Origin of the sequence: Actinoplanes sp. NPDC026619 (genome assembly GCF_040638295.1) — a bacterium.
GTDB lineage: Bacteria > Actinomycetota > Actinomycetes > Mycobacteriales > Micromonosporaceae > Actinoplanes.
In genome coordinates, this window is sequence record NZ_JBEZYA010000001.1 from 813,767 (window position 1) to 840,107 (window position 26,341).

The window sequence follows — 26,341 nt, forward strand, 5'->3', positions numbered from 1 at the left end:
GGGGTCGCGGCCGCCGAGTTCTGGGCGGCCGCGGCCCGGACCGTCTCACTTCAGGCCCGCAGCGTCTCATTTCAGGCCCGCTTCGTAGAGCAGGCGCTCGAGCAGCTCGTCCGCGTCCACACGCAGGCCGCGCTGGGTGAACCAGCCGGCGACGTTGCGCACGTCCCGGGCGATGAAGTCGGCGCCCTGCGGGTTGGCGACGACGTCGACGATCTGCGGCAGGTCGATGAGCACCAGCCGACCGTCGTGCACGAGAGTGTTGTAGGGCGACAGGTCGCCGTGCGCCACCTGCGCCCGGGCCAGCACGCTCAGCGCGTCGGTCATCTGCTGCCACAGGCCGGCCAGCACGTCCGGGTCGGCCCGCACCTGGGCGAGCCGGGGCGCCGCCTCGCCGGTCTCCCAGTCGCCGATGAACTCGAGCATCACCTCGGTGCCGATGAGCTGCACCGGGTAGGGCACCCGGACCAGTCCGCTCACCCGGCCGATCTCCCACAGCTGACCGAGCGCGCCGAACTCGGCGGCCGCCCACTGCCCGGCGATCAGCTCCTTGCCGAACGAGGTGCGGTTGGTCATCGCCCGCATCTCGCGCGACCGCCGGACCCGGCGGCCTTCGAGGTAGCCTGCGTCGCGATGGAACAGCCGGTGGTCGCCGTCGCGGTAGCGCTTGGCGGCCAGCATGCTGACGTCGGCGGTGCCGGGCACGTGCCGGCGGACCAGGAAGACGTCGGCTTCCTTGCCGGTCTTGAGCATGCCCAGCTCGTCGTCGACCGCACCGTGCTCGGTGCGGACCCAGTCGGGCCGGGGTTCGGGACCGTGCAGAGCGCCGTCCCAGGTGGACCAGTTGTCACCGGTCTCGGGCAGATCGGGTTCCTCGGCGAGCAGCGGCTCGAGCCGGCCCCGCTTCAGAAAGTCAGATTCGTCGTCGTCGAACTTGCGCCGGCCACGGCGCATGGTGTCTTCGTGCTCTCGCACTGGAGGGTCTCCTCGGAAAAAGAAAAGGGTTTCGGACGCTGGGCAGCTGTCATCACAAAGACGGCCATGCGGTCCACCCCCTTCTTCTCCAGTGCTTTCGTGGTGCGGGGGTCACTTTGCCGGTGACCCGCGGAAGAGCGCAACTGATTTATTGCGCCGCCATGATGGCGGACAGGCCCTGGATCACGTTGCCCACGACCTTGGTCGGTGCGAACCGGTTGTCCATCCAGTCCCGGCCCCGGTGCAGCCACACGCTGGGCAGGCCCATCGCGGCCGCGCCACCGATGTCGGACTCCGGGCTGTCGCCCACCACCCAGGCCCCGCCGAGCCGCATCCGCACCCGCTGGGCGGCGAGGGCGAAGATGCGCGGGTTGGGCTTGCTCACCCCGGCCTGCTCGGAGATCACCCAATCGGCGACGTAGCGGTCCAGGCCGGTGCGCCGGATCCGGCTGTCCTGCCGCTCGGTCTGCCCGTTGGTGACCACCACCGGCACCAGGCCGGCGTCGGCCGCGATCTGCAGCGCGCAACCCACCATCGGGTCGAGCCGCTCGAAGGCGAGCGGCCCCTCGTGCAGTTCCTCGAGGAGATCGATCGAGGGAATGTTGAGGTGGTAGCGGTCCCGGATCAGGTCGGACAGGTCCCAGCGCGTGGTCAGGCCATCCGCATCAACGGAGAGTAACCAGTCGAGATCATCCTGTGGTGCTCCGATCTCGTCCAGGAATCCCTTCGCCCACAGCCTGAACGCACCGCTGCGGTCAAGCAGGGTGTCGTCGAGAGCCATCAGGACGAGAGGCACCCGCGCACTTTACGTGAGCGGGGACGGAAGCGAACAGTCCAGGACTGTTAACAACTTCTGCCCCGGATGGTGGATTTCGCACCATCCGGTCGGGCCGTCCGGCGTCGCTGGCAAGACGTACGTACGGATTGCATAAGAAAGCGCCTGCGTGACACGATCCAGAGCGTGCCCAGAGTAAGTCAGGACCAGCTGGAGGCGAGACGCCACGAGATCCTCGCGGCGGCCCGCGACTGCTTCGCGCGGTTCGGCTATGAGGGCGCCACGGTCCGCCGGCTGGAGGATGCCACCGGGTTGTCCCGCGGCGCGATTTTCCACCATTTTCGTGACAAGGAATCGCTGTTCCTGGCCGTGGCCGAGGACGATGCCGCCACCATGGTCGAGACCGTCACCCGCAACGGCCTGGTCCAGGTGATGCGCGACCTGCTGAGCCGGGCCGGCGGCAGCGACGGCGAGACGGCCGGCTGGCTCGGCACCCAGCTCGAGGTGTCCCGCCGGCTGCGCACCGACCCGCAGTTCGCCAAGCGCTGGGCCGAGCGGTCGGCCGCGATCGCCGACGCCACCCGCGACCGCCTGCAGCGCCAGCGCGACGCCGGCGTGCTCCGCGACGACGTGCCGGTCGAGGTGCTCACCCAGTTCCTCGAGCTCGCCTACGACGGCCTCGTCCTCCATCTGGCCACCGGCCGCCCGCCCGGAGAGCTGAGCCGGGTGCTCGACGTGGTCGAGGAAGCCGTCCGCCAGCCCTAGGCAGTGTTGCATCGACCTGCACAATGAGGCCATGCAGCCCACGTGGGGGATTCCTGGCCCGGCCTTCATCGCGTTGTTCCTCGCGGCCACCGCCGGCATCGCGATCGCGTACGCCATCCACCGGACCATCGCGTTCCGGGGCGACCGCAGCGCCCGTGTCGATGCCCTCGGCGCGCAGCAGGTCGCCTATCTGAACGGTGGCGACCAGCTCGCCATCTATGCCGCCCTGGGCGGCCTGCGCGCGGCCGGCCTGATCGGCGCCGGCCCGCAGCACACTCTCGTCCAGACCGGACCGCTGCCGGCCGGCGTCACCCCGCTCGACGCCGCCGTCCACAACGCCGCCGGCCGTCAGGTCCGCACCCGCGACGTCGCCGACGACCAGTGGGTGCGCTCGGCGCTCGACCAGCTCCGCGAGGGCCTCGAGCGGCGCGGCCTCGCGGTCAGCAAGCCGGCCCTGGCCCGGCTGCGGCTCTGGTCCGTCGCGGCCGGCATCCTGGTCGTCATCGGTGTCCTGCGGGGGATCGCCGGCACGATGAACGACAAGCCGGTCGGCTTCCTCTTCCCGACGGTGTTCGTCGCGCTGGCGGTGCTGATCGGGATCCGGCGGACCAAGCGCACCGCCACCGCCGCCGCCCTGCGCGGCATGCGCGAGATGCGCAGCCGGCACGTCCACCTCTCGCCGCGGCAGTCGCCGGCCTACGCCACCTACGGCGCCACCGGCGCGGCCATGGGTGTCGCCCTGTTCGGCGCCGCGTCGCTGTACACGATGGACCCGGCGTTCGCCGCCGAGGCGGAGATCCACCGGGCCGTCACGGCCGGCGGCGGAGGCGACATGGCCAGCTATTCCTGCAGCTCCAGCAGCTCGGACAGCGGCAGTTCCTGCGGCGGCAGCAGCAGCTCGTGCGGCGGCGGCAGCTCCTGCGGTGGAGGCGGCGGCTGCGGTGGCTGAGGTGGCTGAGGTGGCTGAGGTGGCTGAGGAGTACGGCGTCGGCATCGGCTGGCGCCCGGAGATCTCCGGCTTCGTCGCCGAGCTGCCCGGCCTGCGCTTCGCCGAGGTGGTGGCCGAGTCGGTGCACGCACACGGCGACCTGCCGGCCGGCCTGCCGGAGCTGATCGCCCGTGGCGTCACCGTCATCCCGCACGGCGTTCGCCTGTCGCTCGGCGGAGCCGAGCCGGTCGACCCCGATCGGGTGCGGCACCTGGCCACCGTCGCCGAGCGACTGAAAGCGCCGCTGGTCAGCGAGCACATCGCGTTCGTCCGGGCCGGCGGCATCGAGGCCGGCCACCTGCTGCCGCTGCCCCGCAGCCGGGAGGCCGTCGACGCGGTGGTGGCCAACGTGAAGCGCACCCAGGCGGAGCTGCCGGTGCCGATCGCGCTGGAGCCGATCGCCGCCCTCTTCGACTGGCCCGACGACGAGCTCTCCGAAGCCGACTTCCTCGTCGAGATCCTCGACCGCACCGGCGCGGGCCTGCTGCTCGACATCGCCAACGTCTACGCGAACGCCCGCAACCGCGGCGACGACCCGCTCGAGCTGCTCGACAAGCTGCCGCTCGACCGGGTCGCCTACGTGCATGTGGCCGGCGGCGACGAGCACGACGGCCTCTACCACGACACCCACACCCATGCCACGCCGCAGCCGGTGCTCGACCTGGTCGCCGAGCTGTGCCGCCGGCATCGCCCGCCGGCCCTGATGCTGGAACGCGACGGCGACTACCCACCCGCCGCCGAGCTGCGCACCGAGCTCGACGCGATCGCCGCGGCGGCCGGCTACCCCGTGGTCACATGACCGGAAATGACCTGGCCGCGCGGCAGGCCGCACTCGTCGAGGCGCTGACCGCCGGGAAACCCGTACCGGCCGGCTTCGATGGTTTTCGGTTCGAGGCGGCCCGGGTGGCGCTGCTGCGCAAGCGGGCCGGTGAGGTCTCCCGGCAGTGGCCGCTGCTCGCCGCGTCGCTCGGCGCGCGCTGGAAGCACACGTTCGCCGAGTGGGCGACGGCCCGCCCGACGCAGGGTTCGCTGCGCGACGGCTGGGACCTGGCCCGTGACCTGCGCTCCCGCGGCGAGCTGACCGGCTCGGCCGCGGAGGAGCTGGCCGAGCGCGAGGCGGCGATGCGCTACGACGGCGCCTCCGCGCCCCGGCCCCGGCGGACACCGGCAATGCGTTCGGCCGCCGGCGCCGTCGTGATTCAAATAGCCGGCCGAGTACGCGTGATCCGCCCCTTTTCCCAGCCCGTTTTTTGAAGCACGGCCTAACCCGGCACCCGGTCGAGGAAGCCGAGCACCCGCTGGATCCGGCCGCCGGCGTCGAGCTCGGCCACGTCGAAGCCGACGACCAGCGGCTCCTCGCCCGGCGCGCCCAGATTCCAGGTGAACCGGGCCTGCTCGTGGTGGGCGTCGACCGGCCCGGCCGCGCTGAAGACCAGGCCCGGGAACTGCTGCTGGACGGCGCCGATCAGCCCGTCGAGCGCCGCCCGGCCGTCGACCGCCGCCATCGGGTCGACGTAGCGGACGTCGTCGGCGCACAGGTCGTCGATCGCCGCGCGCCGCCGGGCCGGGTCGGTCTCGTTCCAGGTGGCCAGGTAGCGGTCCACCACGGTGTCGAAGTCGCTCATGGTCAGGTCCTTTCCTCGCGATCGGTGCTTGCCGGACCACCATCGCCCGGCGCAGGTAATGGCGTCGATTACCTCGGAGGTAAGGCTTACGCTGCGGTCATGGCGGACGTGGGACAGCTTCTGCGCGAATGGCGGACGACCCGGCGGATGAGCCAGCTCGAGCTCTCGGCCGAGGCGGGGGTGTCGGCGCGACACCTGTCGTTCGTGGAGACCGGCCGGTCGCGGCCCACGCCGGAGATGATCCTGCGGTTGTCCGACCGGCTCGGCGTACCGCTGCGGCAGCAGAACGAGCTGCTCCTGGCCGGCGGTTACGCACCGGCCCACCCGGAGTCCGCGCTGGACGGGCCGCCGCTCGCGGCGGTCCTGTCGTCGCTGCGTGACGTGCTCGCCGCGCACGCGCCCGCGCCGGCGCTGCTGGTCGACCGGCACTGGACGATGATCGACGCGAACGAGGCGGTTCTCTCACTGACCGCCGGGTGCGCCGCCGAGCTGCTGGAACCCCCGGTCAACGTGCTGCGCCTGTCGCTGCACCCCGGCGGCCTGGCGCCACGCATCCGCAACCTCGCCGAGTGGCGCACCCACCTGCTGCACCGGCTCGACGAGCAGGCCACCCACCTGGCCGATCCGGTGCTGCGGGAACTGCACACCGAGCTCGCCGGCTATCCCGGCGGCGCGAGCGCCACCCGGCCCACCGGCCTGGTCGTCCCCCTGCGCATCGACGACCTGTCCTTCTTCAGCGTCACCTCCATTCTGGGTACGCCGCTGGACGTCACCCTGTCGGAGCTGGCCGTCGAGTCGTTCCTGCCCGCCGACGAGTCCACCGCTGCCCGGCTGCGTTCTCTCTGAGTCGGCTGCGTTCTCTCTGAGTCGGCTGCGTTCTCTCTGAGGTGGCAGGATCATCACCATGGATCTCGGGCTGGACGGTCGCGTCTTCATCCTCACCGGAGCCTCCCGCGGGCTCGGCTTCGCCACCGCGGAGGTGCTCGTCGCCGAGGGCGCCCGGGTGGTGATCTCGTCCCGCTCGGTGGAGGGCGTCGGCCTGGCGGTGGAACGGCTCGGCGGCGCCGACCGCGCCGAGGGCGTCGTCGCCGACCTGACCGACGCCGGCACGCCGGCCGCCCTGGTCGACCTGGCCACGTCCCGATGGGGCCGCCTCGACGGCGGCCTCGTCTCGGTGGGCGGCCCGGAACGCGGCACGGTCGCGTCGATCTCCGACGACCAGTGGCGGGCCGCGTTCGAGACCGTCTTCCTCGGCTCGATCCGGGCGGCCCGCACGTTCGCGGCCGCGATGCCCGACGGCGGCGCCATCGGCCTGGTGCTCTCCACCTCGGCGAAGTCACCACTGACCGGCCTCGGCCTGTCCAACGGTCTGCGCCCCGGCCTCGCCATGGCAGCCAAGGACATGGCCGACGAGTTCGGGCCGCGCGGCGTGCGGGTGCTCAGCCTGCTGCCCGGCCGCCTGCTCACCGACCGCAACCGCGAAATGTTCGCCGCCACCGACGACCCCGCCGCCGCCGAGGCGAAGGCCACCGCCGAGGTCCCCCTGGGCCGCCTGGGCGACCCAGCCGACTTCGGCCGGGTAGCCGCGTTCCTGCTCTCCCCCGCCGCCGGCTACCTGACCGGCATCACCGTCCCCGTCGACGGCGGCTCCCTGCGTGCCCTCTGACCACCCCCAGCCGGCGCGGCCTTCGCCCCGCCGCGCAGCGTCCGCCCGCCTCCGCCCGACGCCGGCCCAGCCCGCAGCCGATTTTCGGCGGCCTACCCCGGCCGAGGTGGCGGCCGCGGGTGGGCACACCATCCCTGACCTGGTCGGGCCCGATCTGCGGGTGCTGTTCTCGGGCATCAACCCGAGCCTGTACTCGGCCGCGACCGGCCATCATTTCGCCCGCCCCGGCAACCGCTTCTGGCCGGCTCTGCACCGCTCCGGCTTCACCCCGCGGCAGCTGCACCCGTCCGAGCAGTTCGAGCTGCCCGCGATGGGCCTGGGCATCACCAACGTGGTGGCCCGCGCATCCGCCCGAGCCGACGAGCTCACCCCCGCCGAGCTGATCGCGGGCGGCGAGATCCTGGCCGCGCTGGCGACCCACTGGCGCCCCCGCTACCTGGCCGTACTCGGCGTGACCGCCTACCGGACCGCGTTCGGCCGGCGAAAGGCGGCAATCGGCCCCCAGCCGGAGTCAATCGGCGGCGTGCCGGTCTGGGTGCTGCCCAACCCGAGCGGCCTGAACGCACACTTCCAGCTGGACGACCTGGCCACCGAGTTCGCCGCCCTACGAGCCGCCACCGAATAACTCGTCCTTTGGGGAGGGTCGCGGCTGCCTCCGCTACGGTGGCTGGTCATGACGACCAGGATCAGCGAGTTGCTGGCTGCGGCCGCCGAGCGGACCGTTCCGGTGGTTCAGGGCATCGACGACAAGCAGCTGTTCGACGCGACACCGTGCACCGACTTCAACGTGAGCGACCTGGTGAACCACCTCTTCCAGGTCGTGACCAACTTCCAGGTCCTCGCCACGAAGGGCGCCCCCGACTTCTCCTCGGCGCCCGACTTCGTCCGGGCCGACTGGCGGGAGCGGTTCGCCATCGAGACGCGGACGCTCATCGAGGCATGGTCCGACCCGGCCGCGCACGAGGGTAACTCCCCCGGCATGGGCTTCCCGCAGCAGGTCGTGGGCGGCATGGCACTGCTCGACCTGACCGTGCACGGCTGGGACCTCGCCCAGGGCACCGGCCAGCCCTACCGCCCCGACGACGCAGCGGTGGCCAGCCTCCGGCCGCTGGCCGAGCAGATGGCCCCCAAAGCCCGCGAAATGGGCGTCTTCGCCGCCATGACCGCCTTCCCGCCAGACGCCGACGACTTCACCCGCCTACTGGCCCTGACCGGCCGCAAGCCAGACTGATCCACCCCGCCCACGCGGCCACCCCGCCCACGCGGCCACCCCGCCCACGCGGCCACCCCGCCCACGCGGCCACCCCGCCCACGCGGCCAGCCCGGCGCGCGGCCAGCCCGGCGCGCGGCCAGCCCGGCGCGCGGCTGGTTACGGGGCGACCTCGCGGGTGGTCGGGACCGGGACCACCTCGACGTCGGGGGCCAGCGGTGCGGACGCCACCGCGAACTGGGTTCGGTAGAGCTCGGCATAGAGGCCGCCGGCGGCGACCAGGTCGTCGTGGCGGCCTCGTTCGACGACGCGGCCGTCGTCGAGCACCAGGATCAGGTCGGCGTCGCGGACCGTGGAGAGCCGGTGCGCGATGACCAGCGCGGTGCGGCCCTCCAGCGCGGCCGTGAGCGCCCGCTGCACGGCCGCCTCGGACTCGCTGTCGAGGTGGGCGGTCGCCTCGTCGAGAATCACGATCGACGGGTGCTTGAGCAGCAGCCGGGCGATCGCGATGCGCTGCTTCTCACCGCCGGAGAAGCGGTAGCCCCGCTCCCCCACCACCGTGTCGAGGCCGTCGGGCAGGCTCGCCACCAGGCCGCCGACCTGGGCAGCGCGCAGGGCCGCCCACAGCTCCTCATCGGTCGCGCCGGGTTTCGCATACCGCAGGTTTTCCGCGATGGTCTCGTGGAACAGATGGGAATCCTGGGTGACGACGCCGATGGTGTCGCGCAGGGACGCGAGCGAGGCCTCGCGCACGTCGACCCCGCCGATCAGGACGGCGCCCTCGGTGACGTCGTAGACCCGCGACAGCAGCATCGACGTGGTCGACTTGCCGGCGCCGGACGGACCGACCAGCGCCACCAGCTGCCCGGGCTCGACGGTGAAGTCGACGCCCTTGAGCACCGGGGCGTTCTCGGTGCGGTCGAGGGTGGTCACGTCCTCGAGGGTGGCCAGCGAGACCTCGGCGGCGCTCGGGTAGCGGAAGTGCACGTCGCGGAACTCGACGCGGCCCGACCCGGCCGGCACGTCGACCGCGCCGGGTTTCTCCTCGATGGCCGGCCGCAGGTCGAGCACCTCGAAGACCCGGTCGAACGAGACCAGCGCGCTCATCACGTCGACCCGCACGTTGCTGAGCGCGGTGAGCGGCCCGTAGAGCCGGGTCAGCAGCAGGGCCAGCGTGACGACGGTGCCGGCGGTGACGCTGCCGGTGACCGCGAGCCAGCCGCCGAGGCCGTAGGTGAGGGCCTGGGCCAGCGACGCGACCAGCAGCATCGCCACGAAGAAGGTGCGCGAGAACATCGCCTGCTGCACGCCGATGTCGCGGACCCGGGTGGCCCGCTCGCCGAACCGGGCGGCCTCCGCGTCGGGCCGGCCGAACAGCTTGACCAGCAGGGCGCCGGAGACGTTGAACCGCTCGGTCATCGTCGCGTTCATCTGGGCGTCGAGGTTGTAGGACTCGCGGGTGATCTCGGCGAGCTTCTTGCCGACCCGCCGGGCCGGGATGATGAACAGCGGGAGCAGCAGCAGCGACAGCGTGGTGATCTGCCAGGACAGGCTGAACATGACGGCCGCGGTGAGCACCAGCTGAATGACGTTGCTGACCACGCCGGAGAGGGTCGAGGTGAAGGCCCGCTGCGCGCCGGTCACGTCGTTGTTGAGCCGGCTGACCAGGGCGCCGGTCTGGGTGCGGGTGAAGAACTGCAACGGCATGCGCTGCACATGGTCGTACACCCGGGTGCGCAGGTCGAGGATGATACCCTCGCCGATCCGAGCCGAGTACCACCGCTGGGCCAGAGACAGGAACGCGTCGATGACGGCGAGCCCGGCGATGGCCAGGGCGAGCTTGACGATGAGGGCCGCGGCCCCGGCGGCGCCGCCGGTGATCGCGTTGACCACATGGCCGGCCAGCAGCGGGGTGGCAACCCCGATCACGGCGTCGAGCACGACGGTGAACAGGAAGACCACGATGTCGCGCCGGTACGGCCGGGCGAAGCGCAGGATCCGCCGGGTGGTGCCGCGGGTGAGCTGATGCTGGGCAACCCGGTCCGAGTTCTGGATCGAACGCAGCATGTTCCAGCTCGACATGCTCATCCGTCACCTCCCGGGTCGTCGTTCGACGGGCAGGCAACAGTCTGCACCGCGGGTACGACAAGAACCCGGGAGGTGAGGAATGTATTCCGTTCCGGTCCTTACTCGCCCGAGCCCAGCAGGTCCCGTACGCGGCGGGTTTGGGCTTCCCGCTCGGCCCGGTCCTGCTCCGGGTACGACCGCTGGGACGCGCCCGCGAGCAGGGCTTTGATCTCGGCGACCGCGCCCGGGTCGGCGGAGACGACCGCCGCGGCCAGGTCGGCGACCGCGCCGGACAATTCCGCGGCGGGGACCACCGCGGTGGCCAGACCGATCCGGTCGGCCTCGTCGGCGGGGATGCGCCGGCCGGTCAGGCAGATCTCCAGTGCCCTCGACGGCCCGACCAGCTCGGCGAGACGTTTGGTGCCGCCGAGATCGGGTACGAGGCCCAAGGTCACCTCGGCCATCGAGAACTTCGCGTTGTCGGCCAGGATTCGCATGTCGCAGTTCAGCGCGAGCTGGAATCCGGCGCCGATCGCATGTCCGTGTACGGCTGCGATCGTCACGATCGACGGGTTACGCAACCAGGTGAAGGCACTCTGGAAGCCGGCAATGCGATCCGCGCTCTCCTGCGGTGATAGGTGCGCGAGTCGAGCCAGTGAAGAATCGCCGTCGCCTCGCGCGACCGACAGATCGAGCCCTGCGGAAAACGCGCGTCCCTCGCCCCGGACAATGACGACTCGCACGTCTCCCGGTAATTTCCGGGAAATGTTCGCAAGCTCTGCCCACATCGCCGGCGTCTGCGCATTGAGCACCTCGGGCCGGCACAACGTCACCGTTGCGACCGGCCCGTCCAGGTCGAGGCGAACACCCGCCTCGTCGGCGGGAAGTGCGGTGCCGGGCTCGGCGTTGTCGGTCGTCACGCCTTCTTGCGCCGACGAGCGCCGCCACGCTGGCGAAGCTGAACGCCGGACTCGGTAAGAACACGGTGAACGAATCCGTAGGAACGGCCGGTCGAAGCCGCGAGTGCACGAATGCTCTCGCCAGAGGTGTAACGCTTGACCAGATCCTTCGCTAGTGACTGCCGCTCGGAGCCGACGATTCGGCGACCCTTCTCGGTGCTGGTGGCTGTGCCCGTGGCTGCCATGTTGAATCCTCACGTCCCAGACTGTGCGGTTCGATACGGTCCCACCTATTAGACCGCCTCCAACGATCATGCGCTAGGCATCCTGGCTTAGCCAACGTGCCCATTTATCACTGTCAGGAACTTGACCCTGACCATCGGCATCAATGTCAGACAGTTAACTGACGTTAGGCAGAGTGCAATTCCGACCGCTCGGTAGGTAGCCGGGGCGGCTCCGCCAAGACCATCGATCACCTGCGAAAACACTTGATCGAGGACATCGACGCGTGGGACATGACGCACCGTCGATGCGCCGAACACGTACCGGCGTCGGGTTGGTTGTGCCAACTTGGCCGTGCCCGAGCCGATGCCCGGCCTGACCGCAAACGCCCGAACGTCGCACTGTCTGTGTGGGCACCAGTTGACAACTGACGATCGGTCCGCACCGCGCCCGAACGGGTGTCAGGCCAGCTCGACGAGCTCCAGCAGATCGTCGCTCCACGCGTCCTCGTCGCCGTCCGGCAGCAGGATCGCGCGGTCCGGCTTCAGCGCCTGCACGGCGCCCGCATCGTGCGTGACCAGCACGATCGCGCCCGGATAGTTGGCGATCGCGTCCAGCACCTGCTCGCGGCTGATCGGGTCGAGGTTGTTGGTGGGCTCGTCGAGCAGCAGCACGTTCGCGCCCGAACAGACCAGCGTCGCCAGGGCCAGGCGGGTCTTCTCGCCACCGGAGAGCACCCCGGCGGGCTTGTCGACGTCGTCACCCGAAAAGAGGAACGCCCCGAGGATCTTGCGCAGCTCGGTGTCGGTCTGCTCGGACCCGGCGCTGCGCATGTGCTCCAGGATCGTCCGGTCCACGTCGAGAGTTTCGTGCTCCTGCGCGTAATAGCCCAGCCGCAGCCCGTGCCCCGCGCGAACCTCGCCGGTGTCCGGCTTGAGGAGGCCGCCGAGCATACGCAGCAGGGTCGTCTTGCCGGCGCCATTCAGCCCGAGGATCGCGACCCGGGAGCCGCGGTCGACCGCCACGCTGACGTCGGTGAAGATCTCCAGCGATCCGTACGACTTCGACAGCTCGCTCGCGGTGAGCGGGGTCTTGCCGCACGGAGCCGGTGCCGGGAATCGGACCTTCGCCACCTTGTCCGAGGTCCGGACCTCCTCCAGCCCGCCGAGCAGCCTCTCGGCGCGGCGGGCCATGTTCTGCGCGGCGATCGTCTTGGTGGCCTTGGCCCGCATCTTGTCGGCCTGCGCCATCAGGGCGCCGGCCTTCTTCTCGGCGTTCGCCCGCTCGCGGCGGCGGCGGCGCTCGTCGGTCTCGCGGGCTTCGAGGTAGGTCTTCCAGCCCATGTTGTACATGTCGACGACCGAGCGGTTGGCGTCGAGATACCAGACCTTGTTGACCGCGGCGTCGAGCAGCTCGACGTCGTGGCTGATCACGATGAGGCCGCCCTTGTGCTGGGCCATGTAGCCGCGCAGCCAGGCGATGGAGTCCTGGTCGAGGTGGTTGGTCGGCTCGTCGAGCAGCAGGATGCCCTTGCCGTTCTGCCCGGAGTTGGCGAACAGGATGCGGGCCAGCTCGATCCGGCGGCGCTGACCGCCGGACAGGGTGCCGATCGTCTGGGCCAGGGCCCGGTCGGGCAGGCCCAGGTTCGCGCAGATCCGGGCCGCCTCGGCCTCGGCGCCGTAACCGCCCAGGGCGGAGAAACGGTCCTCGAGCTGCCCGTACCTCTGGATCAGCTTGTCCTCGGAGCTCTCCTCGAGCTCGACCTCGAGCTTCTGCATCTCGGCGAGGATCGTGTCGAGCCCACGGGCGGACAGCACCCGGTCGCGGCCGGTGACGTTGAGGTCGCCGGTGCGCGGGTCCTGCGGGAGGTAGCCGATCTCACTGGTGCGCTCGACGGTCCCGGCGTGCGGAGTGCCCTCGCCGGCCAGCACCTTCAGCGTGGTCGTCTTGCCGGCGCCGTTGCGGCCGACCAGGCCGATCCGGTCGCCGGGCTGCACCCGCAGGGTGACCGGGGACAGCAGGATCCGGCTGCCGGCGCGCAGTTCGAGTCCGGTGGCGGTGATCATCAATGGCTCGCTCTCGGGAAGATAGAAGGGCTGGCTCCGGACACAAATCAGCGCCGGCCATGTCGATGGTCGGCGCGGGGCGGGTCAGCCTTCGCAGAGCAGCACTCCGCCATACTACCGGGCAGCCGCTGCGACCTCCCAATCGATTAGTTATCAAGATCAACGGGTATCCGCTCGGCACCCGTGCCGTATTGGCCTCTGTGAGGATGAGATGGAACTCAACGAGAACGCCGACGTCGACACCAGTCAGGTCGAGGACCAGCGTGGCTCCGGCGGCGGAGGCGGTGGCTTCGGCGGCCTGCCCATCCCCGGTGGCGGCGGCCTCATCGGCATCATCATCACCGTCGTCCTCGCCCTGGTCGGCGGTTACTTCGGGGTCAATCAGCTCGGCGGAGGCAGCACTAGCAGCAATTCCGGCGACAACACCAACATCCAGCAGGAGTGCTCGGACAAGAGCACCGCGCGCACCAAGCTCGACTGCCGCAACGTGCTGTTCGTCAACTCGATCCAGGCGTTCTGGACCGACGCCGAACCGAAGTACTTCAACAAGGAGTACTCGCCGGCCAAGACCGTGCTCTTCTCCAACCGGGTGAGCACCGGCTGCGGCGCCGCCGACTCCGGCGTCGGCCCGTTCTACTGCCCCGAAGACGACCGGGTGTACATCGACCTCACCTTCTACCAGCTGCTCGCGAAGCAGCTGGGCGCGCCGGGCGAGTTCGCCCAGCCGTACGTTCTCGCGCACGAGTACGGACACCACATCCAGGACCTGGTCGGCACCGAGGCCAAGATGCGCAAGCTGCAGGAGAGCGCGAACGGCGACGCCGCGAAGAATCTGCTGTCGGTCAAGCTCGAGCTGCAGGCCGACTGCTACGCCGGCGTCTGGGCCAACCATGCCACCGAGACCAAGTCGAAGGGCGGCCAGCCGATCTTCAAGAGCATCACCGACTCGGACATCCAGGAAGGTCTCGACACCGCCAAGCAGATCGGCGACGACACCCTCCAGAAGCAGAGCGGCGGCAGCGTCAACCCGGCCGAGTTCACCCACGGCACCTCCGCCGACCGGCAGAAGTGGTTCAAGGCGGGCTTCGACTCCGGCGACCCGGTGAAGTCCTGCGACACGTTCGCCAGCGGCGCGGTCGTCGAGGGCGACTAAGGCTCGCGCACCAGCACCGACACCGCCCGGGCCCCGGCGATCGCGGACACCAGCACCGCGTGCCGGGGCTCCGGCACATCCAGGAACCGATCGGCCCGCAGGTCGAGCAGCGATTTCAGCTGGGGCGGCCCGAGAACCGCTTCCACCGCGGAACGGTCGCCGCCGGTGACGAGCGCGGCCATGTCGCGTACACCCGGAAGCAGAATGCGCCCCGCAATGCCGGCGCCGTCGGCAGCCGCCGCTTTTGCCTGATTGTCGCGGCGGCGCGCGAAACGCTGCTGCGACCAGCCACCCGCCGCGGTGCGGCCCTGCACGTAATTCCTGTCCACCTTGGACACGATCAACTCGGCGCCCTCGGCGATGCCGGCCGCCACGGCGCCCTTGCGGGCAAGGAGCAGGCCCAGGCGCCGCGGTTGCTGCGCCAGGCGGATCAGCTCGGCCATCGTCTGCGCCGGGCCGGCGCCGGGCGGTGTCTCCCACGCGGCCGTCGCGCCGTCCGCCGCGATCAAGGTCAAACCCTCTTCGGTGTACGTCCCATGACGGGTCGCGAAGTTCTCCAGCCACCGTGGCAGTCGCTCGGGTGCGACGTCCACCCATTTTCCGCCGCCCGCAGCCGCCCGCTCACCCATTCTTGTCAGACTACGGTGGCAGGATCTCCGGGCGTGACGGACTTGGCATCCACCCTGCTGGCGCGGCTCGACAACGACTTCGCGGCGGAACGCGATCCGGTGCGGGCGGCGGCGATGGCGGCGTACATGCGTGATCAGTTCTCCTTCGCCGGCTTGCCGGCGCCGGCCCTGCGCGCCGTCGAGCGCTCGGCCTTCGCCGGTCTCCCCCGGCCGTCGGCCGAGGACCTGCGAGAGTTCGCGCGGGCGTGCTGGGCGCGCCCGGAGCGCGAGTTCCAATACGCTGCCGTCGACTACCTGCGAAAACACCAGCCGGACGCCGATGCCGAGTTCCTGCCGGTGGCCCGCGAGCTGATCGTCACGAAGTCGTGGTGGGACACGGTCGACCCACTCGCCACCCGGTTCGTCGGCGATCTGGTCCGCCGGCATCCGCTGCTGACCGAGGTGATGGACGCCTGGTCGGCCGACGACAACATGTGGCTGGTCCGCACCGCGATCTTGCACCAACTGAACTACGGCACGTCGACCGACACCGACCGCCTCTTCGGATATTGCCGGCGCCAGGCCGCACACCCCGACTTCTTCGTGCGCAAGGCGATCGGCTGGGCCCTCCGGCAGTTCGCCCGGACCGACCCGGCCGCGGTGCGCGCCTTCCTCGACGCGCACCGCACCCAGCTGTCGCCGCTGTCGATCCGGGAGGCTGCGAAGCACCTTTGATCGCGCCGGCCACCTCCGCCCGCCTCTTCGCACTTGCCGATGGCACGGCCGGCGGCCGGTGCCGGGGCGACGCGGTGCTCGGGTGCGGCGGCGCTATGAGCTGGTCAGGAGGCGGATCGCCAGGATGGCGATGACCGCGCTGGAGACCAGGGCGGTGATCAGGCGGCCGCGGTCGCCGGTCAGCACGCGGCCGATCAGGGTGCCGCCGCCGGCCAGCAGCAACTGCCAGCTCGCCGAGGCCAGGAAGGCGCCGGCGACGAACCGGACGCCGCCGCCCTCGCCGGCCCCGCCCAGCACCAGCGCGGCGAAATAGATGACGGTGGCCGGGTTGAGCAGGGTCAGGGCCAGGATCCCGGTGAACGCCCGGGCCGGCGTGGCCGGTCGCTCCTGGCGCGCCCGGCTCGGCGGGCGGAAGGCGCCCTGCGCCGTGACCGCGGCCAGGACCAGCAGGACGGCCGCCGCCAGCCAGCGCAGCGGGGTGGCGATCGTCGCGATCAGGGCCGCCGCGGCCGCGCCGCCGAGCACCGCGATGGTGGCGTAGATGCCGTCGGCGGCGGCCGCGCCCAGGCCCGCCGCCGCGCCCACCCGCAGACTCGTGCGGGCGGAGAGGCCGGCGATGAGGACGCCGATGGCGCCCACCGGCACGGCGACGCCGTAACCGGCGACGACGCCGGCCAGGAACGGCGCGCTCACGACAGCTGCTGGTCGACGGCCCCTCCGGTGAGACGAGTCTGCTGTCGGACGGCCCGATCGGCCGCGGCGACAGAGACTCGGTGAGGCGTCAGCAGCGTGGTCACGCGGCCATCATCGGCTCTGCCCGTCGCCGGCAGCCACTGATTTACGGCTTGTCGGCTTTACGGGTTGTCGGCTTTACGGGTTGTCGGCTTTACGGGTTGTCGGCTTTACGGGTTGTCGGCGAGCCAGGTGGCGATGCGCTCGTCGACGTGGGTGAGCGCGGCCTCGACGTCGGAGATCACATCCGGCATGGCGGCGAGCGCGACCAGGGCGGAGCGCAGCTGCTCGGAGCCGGCGGCCAGCCAGCTGAACTCGTCGAACGCGGTGTGCAGATCGGCCCGCCACCGGTCGGTGCCGCCACGCAGCCCGGCGAGCAGCACCCGGAACGACTCGAGCTCGCCGCGGATCTCGTCCGGCGAGGCCTGGCTGCGGATGCGGTTGAGCTTGCCGACCACGTCGGGCCCGCGGCGCGGACGCTGCAGCAGAACCACCGCCCGGAGGACCGCGGCCAGCAGCCCGGGCGGATCGGAGGTGACCGGAGCGGCCTGCACGAAGCGCAGCACCAGCTCGGCGATCTGAGTGGTGTGCGGGTCCGCCCGGTCGGCGCGGCTCAGCACGGCACCGGCCGTACGCAGCCACATCTCGGTGGACCCGACCGCCTCCGTCGCGAACCGGAAGAGAATGTGGTGGGCCGCCGGCAGCGGAGCGTCGTGATCCGACATCAGCGCGGCGAGAAGCTGGTTCGCGTACTCGCCCCGGAGCGTCCCGTCCCAGTAGGGGAATTCGGCGGCGATGTTCAGGCACCGAAGGTAAGCCCCGGCCGGGTCCACCTCGGACACCGGCAGCAGCCACACCGCGAGCAGGGCATGCGCCGCCGACGGGAACGCGTCGTGTCCCTGCTGGTAGAAGGACCTGGCGGCGGTGCTCAGCCGGGAATCCAGCAGCGGGTCGGCCAGGTGCCGGATGACGTCCACGCTCATGCAGCACTGAAACTGCGCCCGCCGGCGCCGATTGTCGAGCTCGAAGCCGTCGAGGATGGCCGTCATCGGGCCGGCGTTCCCGTCGCGGTTGCCGAACAGCTCGCTCCCGGGAACCGCGAACATGAAGAAACTGTCCACCTGGGGTGGCTGCGGGGTTCCGTCATCGAGGGTGAGGCGGACGTCGCGGCTGGCCGGTCCGAAACACCGCTCGATCGCCAGCGTGGTGACCAGGGCGCCCCAGTCATCCGCGCTGAGCTGCCCGTGCCAGAGCATGGTGTAGTTGTGCCAATGCCAGAACGCGTCATCGGCGGCATCCGCCGGTAATTCGATCAGCTCACCGAAACGAAGGCCGCCCGAGGTCAGCACGGCGAGCAGGGTGAGGTTGGCGGTGTAGGCCGCGAACTTCGAGGCCACGTTCTTTCCCGGCACCGGTTGGTAGCCGGAGGCCGGCCAGGCGCCCTCCCGGTCGCACTGCCGGAACATCCGGACCACCACCCCGGTCCAGGTCTCCCGCTCGTGAGCGGGCAGCCGGTCGGCCATCCCGGCGAGGAACTGCACCACCGGCGCGCGCGCGGTCAGTGACGCCACCGAGAGCAGGTCGGCCAGCAGGCTGTTGCCGGTCATCGGCCGCACCGCGAGGGTCACGGCCTCCCGGGCCACGGTCTCCTGCAGCAGCCGCCAGGTGAATCGGGCCACCAGGTACTCGGCGAAGGTGGCGTGCAGGAACTCATAGGTCCGCCGGGTCGTGCCGTTCCGGACCGCCTGAGCCCGATGGATGAAGAAGAACCGGCCGAAGATCAGCTCGGATGGCGAGAGCGCGCCGGCGCCCGGCCCGGCCGAGGGCTCCCCCAAGGTGACCTTGAGGTCCTGGGCCGCCGCCTCCTCCGTGACGAACTGCGCCGACCGGTTGAGGATCGCGAACGCCACCACCGCCAGGCGGCTCAGTTCCCGCTCCGCGAGCTGCTCCAGCGCGGACGGGTGCAGGTGGGGGTGTTCCTTGGCCAGCTCGCGCCGGGCGAAGCCGAGCAGGAGCTGTTCGTAGAGCTCGCCGGTGGTCAGCCGGCCGCGGCCGCGCAGCGCGTTCGCGTCGCTGTCGTAAAGAGCCAGCATGAGCAGCAACAGTGGCTGGCCGGCCAGGTCGGGGTGAGCGAGGACGGCGTCGGGATCGAGCGGCGCGCATCCGCGCGCGGCCAGGCCGGCGGTGTTCATCTCGTTCCAGGCGCTCACCCAGGAGCGGATGCGCGGCTCGTCGAACGGCTGGAGACGCAGCAGCAGAGTCTCCGGTGGCAGCGCGGCCCGGTCGGAGACGCTGATCCGGCTGGTCACGATCACCGCGGCGGCCCGGCCCTGCTCCTGCTCCCGCTGCTGGAAGTCGGCGACCTTCTGCAGAAAATCGGTCTGGCTGACGCCGCCGGCCTGCAGCAACTCGTCGAAGCCGTCGAAGATGACGATCGGCAGGGCCTCGCTGCTGCGGGCCAGTTGCGACCAGCTGACCTCCTCGGTGGTGGCGGCCAGGATCGCCTGCTCGATCTGCCGTTGCAGGAGCACCGAGCTGTCCACGTCGCGCAGCGGAACCCGGATCGGCAGAAACCGGGTCTCGGACAGCCGCGCGGCGAGAATGCGGGTTAGCACCGACTTGCCCGCCCCGGGCTGCCCGAGCACGAGCAGGGGCGCGCGCAGCGCTCGCGGGGAGCCGAGATAGCCGGCCAGGAAGCGGTCGATGTCGTGCCGCACCTCGACGCCGAGCCAGGTGGCCTCGTCGGCCGGCGATCGGGTGCCGGAACGCTCGACGATCTGGAAAGCGGGCGGGATGTAGGCGCGATCCAGCGTCGGCACGTCGAGGCCGTCGGGCAGATCGGCCGATTCGACGATGCGGTGCTGCAGCAGGGCCGCATGTGCCCGTCGCAGCGCGTCCGGCACCCCGTCGGTCGTGGCCGCGCTCGCCACCGCCCGCAGCAGCCGCTCGAGTTCGCGCAGCGACGGCTCGAACACGTCGAGGCGCTCCTCCACGGCGATCTGGTGGCGGCGGTCGATCCACAGTGCCATGTCCGGGCAGTCGGCCATGAGGTTGAGCAGCATCTCCTCGTACCTCTGCCGGGCCCGCCGGCCGCCGGCGGTGATCTCCCCGTAGAGGACGTTGCGCTCGCCGTCGCTGAGGAAGTCGAAGGGCGCGAGCCCGCTCAGAAATCGGAAAAGCGCCTCGGAAAGCCCCGCATAGAAGGCCTCGAGGTCGGCCAGATAGCGCTCGTGCGGCACGTGCGGTTCCGGCAGCGCGAGCCCCGATCGCAGCGCCGCCGAGGTCAGGTCGCGAGCGCCGTCCGCGCCGCCGGCCAGCCGCAACTGGTCGTCGCGGGTGAGCCTGGCCCAGTCGAGGTCGACGTCGGAGATGGCATCGAAGTAGGCGGCGACGACCACCACGGTGTGCGCGGCCGCGAGCCGCTCGGTGCGGTCCCGCCGCGCCGACCCGGCCATCGCCCGCGACGCCTTGCCGACCAGCTCCGTCGAGAGCCGGGCGAGCTCGGCCCGCAGATCGAGCATCGCGAGCAGTTGCGGCACGGCGACGGCAGCGCCCGCCAGCACGCCGCCGGTGATCGTGTTGAGCCGCTGGAAGACCGCCGACTCAGGGCCGCCACCCAGGATCCGGACCGCATCGGCATAACTGATCGTTTTCGCCACGCCACCGATTGTTGCGACCCGACCCCACCCCCGTCTGCCCCCACTTTTCACCCGGTCGACCATCAGTGGCACTGCACACAACGCTGCGTAGGACCCCTTGGGCTGGATATGGTCCGATCATGAGCGTGGTTGGTGAGCTGATTCTGGTTCGGCACGGGCAGAGCCTGTCGAACGTGGCGTTTCCGGCGGCGGATGCGAAAGGCCTGCTCGAAGCCGAGATCAGCGGGCGCGACGCCGAGGTGCCGCTGACCTCGACCGGGCAGGCGCAGGCCGCCGCGGTCGGGGCCTGGCTGTCCGCGCTCCCCGCCGAGCAGCGGCCACAGGTCGTGATCACCTCGCCCTATCTGCGCGCCAAGGAAACCTGGCGGATCGCCGCGGACACCTCCGGGCTCGACCTGCCGGCGCCGGTCACCGACGACCGCCTCGTCGACCGCCTGCTCGGCGAGCTGGAGATGCTCACCCGGGCGGCGATCGCGGAACGCTTCCCGGACGAGGCCGGGCGCCGCTCCGAGGCCGGCGAATATCGTTACGCCCCGCCGAACGGCGAGTCCTTCGCCGACGTGGAGGCTCGGCTCGCCTCCTTCCTGGCCGATCTCAACCGCGACCACGTCGGCGAGCGGGTGGTCGTGGTCGCCCACGACGCGGTCGTGCTGATGATGCGGGCGGTCGTCGAGGGCCTCGACTGGGACCAGGTCATCGCCATGGAGCGGGCCGAGGGAACGGTCCGCAACGCGTCGATCTCCCAGTTCCTCGAGCGGGACGGGCGGCTCGAGATCGTCCGTTACAACGACGTCGACCACCTCACCTCACTCTGACGGCTGCCACTCGATCAGCTCGGTCAGCACCGAACGGTCGCCGTCGACCCGCAGGTCGTCGAAGGGAACGCGCCCGTAGAGGGCCAGGACCAGGTCGCTGGCCGAGCCGTGCACGGTCGCGACCGGCTCGCCGCTCGCCGCCGGGTTGAGCCGGGCGCCGGACGGGGACAGGTCGAGAACCCAGGACGGGCCCTCGGTGGCGCTGAACACGATGCGCGCCGGACGCTTGGGCCACGGCCCGGAAGCGCCCAGGCCGACCTGGATGAACTCGGCGACCCCGTCGACCGCGATCGCGGCGGGCAGCGGCTCGGGCTTGCCGGCCGACTCCTGCGCGTCGAAGGCGTGCACGGCCGCCTCCTGAACCTGGTGCCGGGCGATGGCCCCGGCGGTCAGCGGCGCCTCCGAGGAACCCCACCAGGCCCAGGCCGGACTCTCCGGGCCGGCGGCGATGAGCGCCTCGACCAGCAGGCGGGTCGACTCGCCGAACCAGGCCAGCAGGTCACCCTGCGGCTCGCGGTCGCCGAGCTGCTCCTCGCCGGGCGGCCCGGCCGCGTCGGCCGTCGTCGTGACGGCGGCCCAGAAACGCTGCACCTCGCCGATGTGCGTCACCAGATCGCGAAGCGTCCAGTCAGGACACCCCGGCACCCGCGCATCGAACCCGGACGCGGCCGCCGCGGCGTCGCGCAGCACCGCCGACCTGTCCTCGATCTGCACCAGAAGCTGCTGAAACGGCACTGTGTCAGTCATGCCCCAAGTTCTATCAGCGGGGTACGACAAGTTTGCTGTACGTATCTACTGTGGTCACTCAAAGCCCCGTCGAACGGACGAGCCGGTGCCCCGCTCCAGGCCTCACCACAACGACGACGACCCGCCCGACGACGGCGGAGGGCCGCACTCCCATCCGTCGGGTGGTGGGGGCGGCCTCGGCAGCGTCGCCAGGTTCCAAGAGCTGACGCTGAGCGAAATCAAGAAGGGACAAATCGGAGGCGTCCGGGAAGCGGCGGCCCCAGCGATCGGCGGCCCTCCTCAGACCCGCCCGCAGACTCCCGACGACATCGAGCTGAGCTTGTGGGAGGACCAGCACGCCAAGCTCGACAACGATCCCCCGCGATTCAACATGGCTGCCAACGACGCAGCGCACGCCGCCCATCAGCATCACAACGCACACACCCTGGACCGTCATGGACCCGACATCCCGCTCCGGCTGGACCCGAGCAGAAAGACAATCGAGGGCCGCATCTACAACGGCACGGATTGGCATGGCGCAGCCACCGCGTCGTTGAAGTGGACCGATCACACGACCATGCATCGAGTCATCAACGACTACGTAGCAGAGAACTGGACGCGAATCCGCAACGACCTGGCGATCGACGGGCTTCACCGCGACGTGTTCGACGCGCGCCAGAAGATCGGCGAGGGCTTCGTCAACAGGGGTATGTATGGCGCTGGGCCTCCCCAGGCGCAATACACGGTCACCAGCACGGTGCGGATCACGATTCGCGTTGCACCGGGGACTGATCCGCCGCAGCCTTACATCGTGACCGCTTTCCCCACAGCGTTAGGGTGAGCCATGGACCTCTCGCGCCTGCCCGAGTGGGCACGCCAGAACATCGAGGAACGCTTTTCACGGCCGCCATTGGAAACCGTGAGTTCCTTTCTGGGTTCCTCCTTCAACGACGCCGAGACCCTCGACGAGGTCCGCGCCGACCTTGCCGGCCTGGCTCAGACCAACATCCGGCTGCATCAGGAGGACCTACGCGCACTCGAGGCTGTGCTCGCCGACCCGCCGGCTGAACCGAACGTCCTCGCTCGGCTGGTTGCCTGGGACGCGAACTGGGTCCTCGACGACCCGTCGGACGCGGGCGCGCTGGAGTTTCTCCGCGCGGTCGCCCAGATGCTGCGCGAGGTCATCGCGCAGGCGCCGCCGACCGCGCAGCGCTGGCACTGGGAATGAAAACGCCGGGAGCGGCGGGCCGCTCCCGGCGTAAAGCAAAGCCGATCAGACGTTGAAGCCGAGGGCTCGGAGTTGCTCGCGGCCGTCGTCGGTGATCTTGTCGGGCCCCCACGGCGGGAGCCACACCCAGTTGATGCGGAAGTCCTGGACCAGGCCGCCGCCCGGGCCGGTGGTCAGGGCCGCCCGGGTCTGCTCCTCGATCACGTCGGTCAGCGGGCAGGCCGCCGACGTCAGTGTCATGTCGAGGGTGGCGACGTTGTCCTCGTCGACGAACGCGCCGTAGACCAGGCCCAGGTCGACCACGTTGATGCCGAGCTCGGGGTCGACGACGTCCTTCATCGCTTCCTCGACGTCGTCGAGCGTCGCGATCTTGCCGGTGAACGGGACCTTGGCGGGTGCCTCGGCGGGCGCGCTGACCTCCACCGCCGGCACCTCCTCGGCGGGCGTGCCGGCTTCGGCGCGCTCCTCGGCCAGCCAGGCGGGAACCTCGTCGACAGTCTTGTCAGTGTCAGTCATTCTGTGCCTCCCATTGGCATGCCCTTCTGGCCCTCGCCTGCGAGGCCGTCCGCAGCTTTTGCTGAGTGCCGCTCGGTGCAGGCGGTCATGCCTTCACCTCCGGGCTTGCGCCCACGTCCACACCCGCACGGACCGCGGCGTCCTTGAAAGCCATCCACGGCAGCAGCGCGCATTTGACCCGCGCCGGAAACTTTGCCACCCCGGCGAACGCCACCGCGTCGCCGAGCACGTCCTCGTCCGGTTCGGCCTGGCCGCGCCCCTGCATGAGCGCGACGAAGGCCTCGTGGATTCCCGCGATCTCGCCGGTGGACTTGCCGACGAGCAACTCGTGCAGCACCGACGCGGAGGCCTGGCTGATCGAGCAACCCACACCATCGTACGAAATATCAGAAAGGTCCGAAGCGACCCGTACGGTGATCTCGTCGCCGCACGTCGGGTTCACGTGATGGGCCTCGCCGTCGTAAGGATCACGCAGGCCACGGCCGTGCGGATGCTTGTAATGGTCGAGGATGATCTCCTGGTACAGCGCGTCGAGCATCATCAGCCGAACACCTTCTTCACCTGGTCGAGGCCCCGCGCCAGCGCGTCGATCTCGTCCGTGGTCGTGTAGAGGTAGAAGGACGCGCGGGTCATCGCCGGCACGCCGAACCGCACACAGGTCGGCTTGGCGCAATGATGCCCGACCCGCACCTCGACACCGAGGGCGTCCAGGATCTGTCCCACATCGTGCGGGTGTACCCCGTCGACCGCGAACGACACCGTGCCGCCCCGCCCTTCGGGAGTCGAGGGCCCGAAAATGCGAACACCCGGAACATCGATCAAGGTCTTCAGCGCGTACGCGGTGATGTCCTGCTCGTGCTGATGGACCTCGGCCATGCCCAGATCGCTCAGGTAATCGACCGCCGCGCCCAGTCCGATCGCCTCGGCGATCGGCGGCGTGCCGGCCTCGAACCGGGCCGGCGGCGCCGCGTAGGTGGTTCCGGCCATCGTGACCGTCTCGATCATCGAGCCGCCACCCAGGAACGGCGGCATCTTCGCGAGCAGCTCGAACCGCCCCCACAGCACGCCGATGCCGGTCGGGCCGAGCATCTTGTGGCCGGTGAACGCGATGAAGTCGACACCGAGTCCGCGCACGTCGACCGGCAGGTGCGGCACCGACTGCGAGCAGTCGAGAGCGACCAGGGCGCCGACCGAACGGGCCCGTGTGACGATCTCCGACACGTCGTTGATCGTGCCGAGCGTGTTCGACATGTGCACGACCGACACCAGCTTGGTGCGCTCGTTGATCAGGTCACCGATGGCGGCGAGGTCGAGCCGGCCGTCGTCGGTGATGCCGAACCAGCGCAGTGTGGCGCCGGTCCGCTCGCAGAGCAGCTGCCACGGCACGATGTTGGAGTGATGCTCCATCTCGGAGATCACGATCTCGTCGCCGGGCTTCAGCGCGAGCATCTGCCCGGCCGAGTGCGCGATGAGGTTGAGCGCCTCGGTCGAGTTCTTCGTGAAGACGATCTCGTCGGGGGTGCCGGCGTTGACGAAGGACGCGACCTTGGCGCGGGCTTCCTCGTACGCCGTCGTGGCCTCGGTGCCGAGCGTGTGCACCGAGCGGGACACGTTGCCGTTGTGCCGCTCGTGGTGCACGCGCATGGCCTCGAGAACCTGGCGAGGCTTCTGCGAGGTGTTGGCGCTGTCCAGATAGACCAGCGGATGTCCGTTGATCTCCCGCGACAGGATCGGGAAGTCGGCTCGGATCCGGGCCACGTCGAACGTCATTGTTCTGTCCCCTGTCAGGCGCGCGCGGCCACGTAGCGCTCGTAGCCCTCGGCTTCGAGCTGCTCGGACAGCTCGGGGCCACCCTGCTCGACGATCTTGCCGGCCACGAAGACGTGCACGAAGTCCGGCTTGATGTAGCGGAGGATCCGGGTGTAGTGGGTGATCAGCAGCAGGCCGGTCTCGCCGGTCTCACGGACCCGATTGACGCCCTCGCTGACGATCCGCAGCGCGTCGATGTCGAGGCCGGAGTCGGTCTCGTCGAGGATCGCGACCTTCGGCTTCAGCAGCTCGAGCTGCATGATCTCGTGCCGCTTCTTCTCGCCGCCGGAGAAGCCCTCGTTGACGTTGCGCTGGGCGAACGCCGGATCCATCTGCAGCTTCTCCATGGCGCCGCGCAGCTCGCCGGCCCAGGTGCGCAGCTTCGGCGCCTCGCCGTCGATCGCGGTCTTCGCGGTGCGCAGGAAGTTCGCCACCGAGACGCCGGGCACCTCGACCGGGTACTGCATGGCCAGGAACAGGCCGGCGCGGGCCCGCTCGTCCACGGTCATGGCCAGCACGTCGGCGCCGTCCAGGGTGACCGAGCCGCCGGTGATCTGGTATTTCGGGTGGCCGGCGATCGAATAGGCCAGCGTCGACTTGCCCGAGCCGTTCGGACCCATGATCGCGTGGGTCTCGCCGGCTTTGACCGTCAGGTCGACACCGGCCAGGATCGGCTTCAGCTCGCCCTCGGGCAGCTTCACCGACACCTGCAGGTCGCGGATCTCCAGGGTGCTCACGGCTTTACTCCATTACTCGGTGTGGTCGAAACGTAGAGGTCGCCGTCGCGGATCTCGACGGGGAAGATCGCCACCGGCTCGGTGGCGGGAAGTCCGGTCGGCTCGCCGGTGCGCAGGTCGAAGCGGGACCCGTGCAACCAGCATTCCAGCGTGCACCCGTCCACCTCGCCCTCGCTCAAGGCGACCGCGGCGTGACTGCATTCATCGCGTACGGCATAGAAGTTGTCGTCGTCGGCATGCACCACCGCGATCTCGAGGTCGGCGATCTCCACCCGGATCGCCGTCCCCTTCGCGATGTCGGCCGCCGGGCCGACGAGCTCGAAACTCACTCTGAGCCCACCTCTGTCATGCTCTTCTGGCCCTCGCCT

General features: G+C 70.4%; 29 protein-coding genes. 13 read left to right on the plus strand and 16 right to left on the minus strand.

What is annotated here, in order from left to right; all coding sequences use genetic code 11:
- Positions 1–66: 66 nt before the first annotated feature.
- Positions 67–972, minus strand: a complete 906-nt coding sequence (locus AB0E90_RS03890; protein ID WP_360398684.1) for an RIO1 family regulatory kinase/ATPase — start codon at positions 970–972, stop codon at positions 67–69.
- 148 nt (positions 973–1,120) lie between these two features.
- Entirely contained in the window at positions 1,121–1,768 is a 648-nt protein-coding gene (locus tag AB0E90_RS03895) for an HAD-IA family hydrolase (protein WP_360398686.1), read from the minus strand.
- Between the two features lie 165 nt (positions 1,769–1,933).
- On the opposite strand from AB0E90_RS03895, the gene AB0E90_RS03900 reads away from it, so the two are divergent.
- Genes AB0E90_RS03900 through AB0E90_RS03915 form a run of 4 tightly spaced genes read left to right on the plus strand, consistent with a single transcriptional unit; the run spans position 1,934 to position 4,754 of the window.
- Complete coding sequence (locus AB0E90_RS03900; RefSeq protein WP_360398688.1) at positions 1,934–2,512, plus strand: helix-turn-helix domain-containing protein; 579 nt, start codon at positions 1,934–1,936, stop codon at positions 2,510–2,512.
- A gap of 31 nt (positions 2,513–2,543) precedes the next feature.
- A complete protein-coding gene (locus AB0E90_RS03905; RefSeq protein WP_360398690.1) occupies positions 2,544–3,461 on the plus strand; it encodes a TIGR04222 domain-containing membrane protein in 918 nt (305 codons plus the stop codon).
- Between the two features lie 19 nt (positions 3,462–3,480).
- Complete coding sequence (locus AB0E90_RS03910; RefSeq protein WP_360399453.1) at positions 3,481–4,299, plus strand: DUF692 domain-containing protein; 819 nt, start codon at positions 3,481–3,483, stop codon at positions 4,297–4,299.
- Positions 4,296–4,754, plus strand: coding sequence for a hypothetical protein (locus AB0E90_RS03915; RefSeq protein ID WP_360398692.1), 459 nt, complete (start codon positions 4,296–4,298; stop codon positions 4,752–4,754). Before AB0E90_RS03910 ends, AB0E90_RS03915 begins: the two co-directional genes overlap by 4 nt.
- Before the next feature lie 8 nt (positions 4,755–4,762).
- Here the strand turns inward: AB0E90_RS03915 and AB0E90_RS03920 are convergent, their stop codons facing one another.
- Positions 4,763–5,125 carry a nuclear transport factor 2 family protein gene (locus tag AB0E90_RS03920; RefSeq protein ID WP_360398694.1) on the minus strand — a complete coding sequence of 121 codons (363 nt, stop codon included), beginning with the start codon at positions 5,123–5,125 and terminating at the stop codon, positions 4,763–4,765.
- A gap of 99 nt (positions 5,126–5,224) precedes the next feature.
- Between AB0E90_RS03920 and AB0E90_RS03925 the strand changes: the two genes are divergently transcribed.
- The 4 genes from AB0E90_RS03925 (at position 5,225) to AB0E90_RS03940 (ending at position 8,022) form a co-directional block, all read left to right on the plus strand.
- Entirely contained in the window at positions 5,225–5,971 is a 747-nt protein-coding gene (locus tag AB0E90_RS03925) for a helix-turn-helix transcriptional regulator (RefSeq protein WP_360398696.1), read from the plus strand.
- A 58-nt stretch (positions 5,972–6,029) separates the two neighbouring features.
- A complete protein-coding gene (locus tag AB0E90_RS03930) occupies positions 6,030–6,791 on the plus strand; it encodes an SDR family oxidoreductase (RefSeq protein WP_360398698.1) in 762 nt (253 codons plus the stop codon).
- A gap of 106 nt (positions 6,792–6,897) precedes the next feature.
- On the plus strand, positions 6,898–7,416 hold the full coding sequence (mug, locus tag AB0E90_RS03935; protein ID WP_360398700.1) for a G/U mismatch-specific DNA glycosylase: 519 nt from the start codon (positions 6,898–6,900) through the stop codon (positions 7,414–7,416).
- Between the two features lie 48 nt (positions 7,417–7,464).
- On the plus strand, positions 7,465–8,022 hold the full coding sequence (locus tag AB0E90_RS03940) for a TIGR03086 family metal-binding protein (protein WP_360398702.1): 558 nt from the start codon (positions 7,465–7,467) through the stop codon (positions 8,020–8,022).
- Between the two features lie 138 nt (positions 8,023–8,160).
- Here AB0E90_RS03940 and AB0E90_RS03945 read toward each other — a convergent pair whose 3' ends face one another.
- The 4 genes from AB0E90_RS03945 to AB0E90_RS03960 all read right to left on the minus strand — a co-directional run bounded on the left by AB0E90_RS03945 (position 8,161) and on the right by AB0E90_RS03960 (position 13,255).
- Positions 8,161–10,083, minus strand: a complete 1,923-nt coding sequence (locus tag AB0E90_RS03945) for an ABC transporter ATP-binding protein (protein WP_360399456.1) — start codon at positions 10,081–10,083, stop codon at positions 8,161–8,163.
- A gap of 104 nt (positions 10,084–10,187) precedes the next feature.
- Entirely contained in the window at positions 10,188–10,988 is an 801-nt protein-coding gene (locus tag AB0E90_RS03950; RefSeq protein WP_360398704.1) for an enoyl-CoA hydratase/isomerase family protein, read from the minus strand.
- A complete protein-coding gene (locus AB0E90_RS03955) occupies positions 10,985–11,212 on the minus strand; it encodes a helix-turn-helix domain-containing protein (protein ID WP_014441759.1) in 228 nt (75 codons plus the stop codon). Before AB0E90_RS03955 ends, AB0E90_RS03950 begins: the two co-directional genes overlap by 4 nt.
- Positions 11,213–11,650: 438 nt before the next feature.
- Positions 11,651–13,255, minus strand: a complete 1,605-nt coding sequence (locus AB0E90_RS03960) for an ABC-F family ATP-binding cassette domain-containing protein (protein WP_360398706.1) — start codon at positions 13,253–13,255, stop codon at positions 11,651–11,653.
- Between the two features lie 211 nt (positions 13,256–13,466).
- Between AB0E90_RS03960 and AB0E90_RS03965 the strand changes: the two genes are divergently transcribed.
- Entirely contained in the window at positions 13,467–14,408 is a 942-nt protein-coding gene (locus AB0E90_RS03965; protein ID WP_360398708.1) for a neutral zinc metallopeptidase, read from the plus strand.
- Here AB0E90_RS03965 and AB0E90_RS03970 read toward each other — a convergent pair.
- Positions 14,405–15,037, minus strand: a complete 633-nt coding sequence (locus AB0E90_RS03970; RefSeq protein WP_360398710.1) for an acVLRF1 family peptidyl-tRNA hydrolase — start codon at positions 15,035–15,037, stop codon at positions 14,405–14,407. The two genes, AB0E90_RS03965 and AB0E90_RS03970, sit on opposite strands and share 4 nt — an antisense overlap.
- Before the next feature lie 33 nt (positions 15,038–15,070).
- On the opposite strand from AB0E90_RS03970, the gene AB0E90_RS03975 reads away from it, so the two are divergent.
- Entirely contained in the window at positions 15,071–15,751 is a 681-nt protein-coding gene (locus tag AB0E90_RS03975) for a DNA alkylation repair protein (RefSeq protein ID WP_360398712.1), read from the plus strand.
- Positions 15,752–15,844: 93 nt separating this feature from the next.
- On the opposite strand, the gene AB0E90_RS03980 is transcribed toward AB0E90_RS03975, so the two are convergent.
- Together AB0E90_RS03980 and AB0E90_RS03985 are read right to left on the minus strand one after the other, a co-directional pair.
- Entirely contained in the window at positions 15,845–16,444 is a 600-nt protein-coding gene (locus AB0E90_RS03980) for a LysE family transporter (RefSeq protein ID WP_360398714.1), read from the minus strand.
- Positions 16,445–16,653: 209 nt separating this feature from the next.
- Positions 16,654–20,142, minus strand: a complete 3,489-nt coding sequence (locus AB0E90_RS03985) for a hypothetical protein (protein ID WP_360398717.1) — start codon at positions 20,140–20,142, stop codon at positions 16,654–16,656.
- Between the two features lie 119 nt (positions 20,143–20,261).
- Between AB0E90_RS03985 and AB0E90_RS03990 the strand changes: the two genes are divergently transcribed.
- A complete protein-coding gene (locus AB0E90_RS03990) occupies positions 20,262–20,957 on the plus strand; it encodes a histidine phosphatase family protein (RefSeq protein ID WP_360398720.1) in 696 nt (231 codons plus the stop codon).
- Here AB0E90_RS03990 and AB0E90_RS03995 read toward each other — a convergent pair.
- Entirely contained in the window at positions 20,949–21,704 is a 756-nt protein-coding gene (locus tag AB0E90_RS03995) for a maleylpyruvate isomerase family mycothiol-dependent enzyme (protein ID WP_360398723.1), read from the minus strand. The two genes, AB0E90_RS03990 and AB0E90_RS03995, sit on opposite strands and share 9 nt — an antisense overlap.
- 85 nt (positions 21,705–21,789) lie before the next feature.
- On the opposite strand from AB0E90_RS03995, the gene AB0E90_RS04000 reads away from it, so the two are divergent.
- The gene (locus AB0E90_RS04000; RefSeq protein WP_360398726.1) at positions 21,790–22,524 is read left to right on the plus strand and encodes a hypothetical protein; all 735 of its coding nucleotides are present in this window, start codon (positions 21,790–21,792) and stop codon (positions 22,522–22,524) included.
- Positions 22,525–22,527: 3 nt separating this feature from the next.
- Complete coding sequence (locus AB0E90_RS04005) at positions 22,528–22,911, plus strand: hypothetical protein (RefSeq protein WP_360398729.1); 384 nt, start codon at positions 22,528–22,530, stop codon at positions 22,909–22,911.
- Positions 22,912–22,956: 45 nt separating this feature from the next.
- On the opposite strand, the gene AB0E90_RS04010 is transcribed toward AB0E90_RS04005, so the two are convergent.
- The 5 genes from AB0E90_RS04010 to AB0E90_RS04030 form a co-directional block, all read right to left on the minus strand.
- The gene (locus tag AB0E90_RS04010) at positions 22,957–23,427 is read right to left on the minus strand and encodes a metal-sulfur cluster assembly factor (protein WP_360398732.1); all 471 of its coding nucleotides are present in this window, start codon (positions 23,425–23,427) and stop codon (positions 22,957–22,959) included.
- An 85-nt stretch (positions 23,428–23,512) separates the two neighbouring features.
- On the minus strand, positions 23,513–23,968 hold the full coding sequence (gene sufU, locus AB0E90_RS04015; RefSeq protein ID WP_360398735.1) for a Fe-S cluster assembly sulfur transfer protein SufU: 456 nt from the start codon (positions 23,966–23,968) through the stop codon (positions 23,513–23,515).
- Entirely contained in the window at positions 23,968–25,197 is a 1,230-nt protein-coding gene (locus tag AB0E90_RS04020) for a cysteine desulfurase (protein WP_360398738.1), read from the minus strand. Before AB0E90_RS04020 ends, sufU begins: the two co-directional genes overlap by 1 nt.
- 14 nt (positions 25,198–25,211) lie before the next feature.
- Complete coding sequence (gene sufC, locus AB0E90_RS04025) at positions 25,212–25,973, minus strand: Fe-S cluster assembly ATPase SufC (protein WP_360398741.1); 762 nt, start codon at positions 25,971–25,973, stop codon at positions 25,212–25,214.
- Positions 25,970–26,302, minus strand: a complete 333-nt coding sequence (locus tag AB0E90_RS04030) for a non-heme iron oxygenase ferredoxin subunit (protein ID WP_360398744.1) — start codon at positions 26,300–26,302, stop codon at positions 25,970–25,972. Before AB0E90_RS04030 ends, sufC begins: the two co-directional genes overlap by 4 nt.
- Between the last annotated feature and the right edge of the window lie 39 nt (positions 26,303–26,341).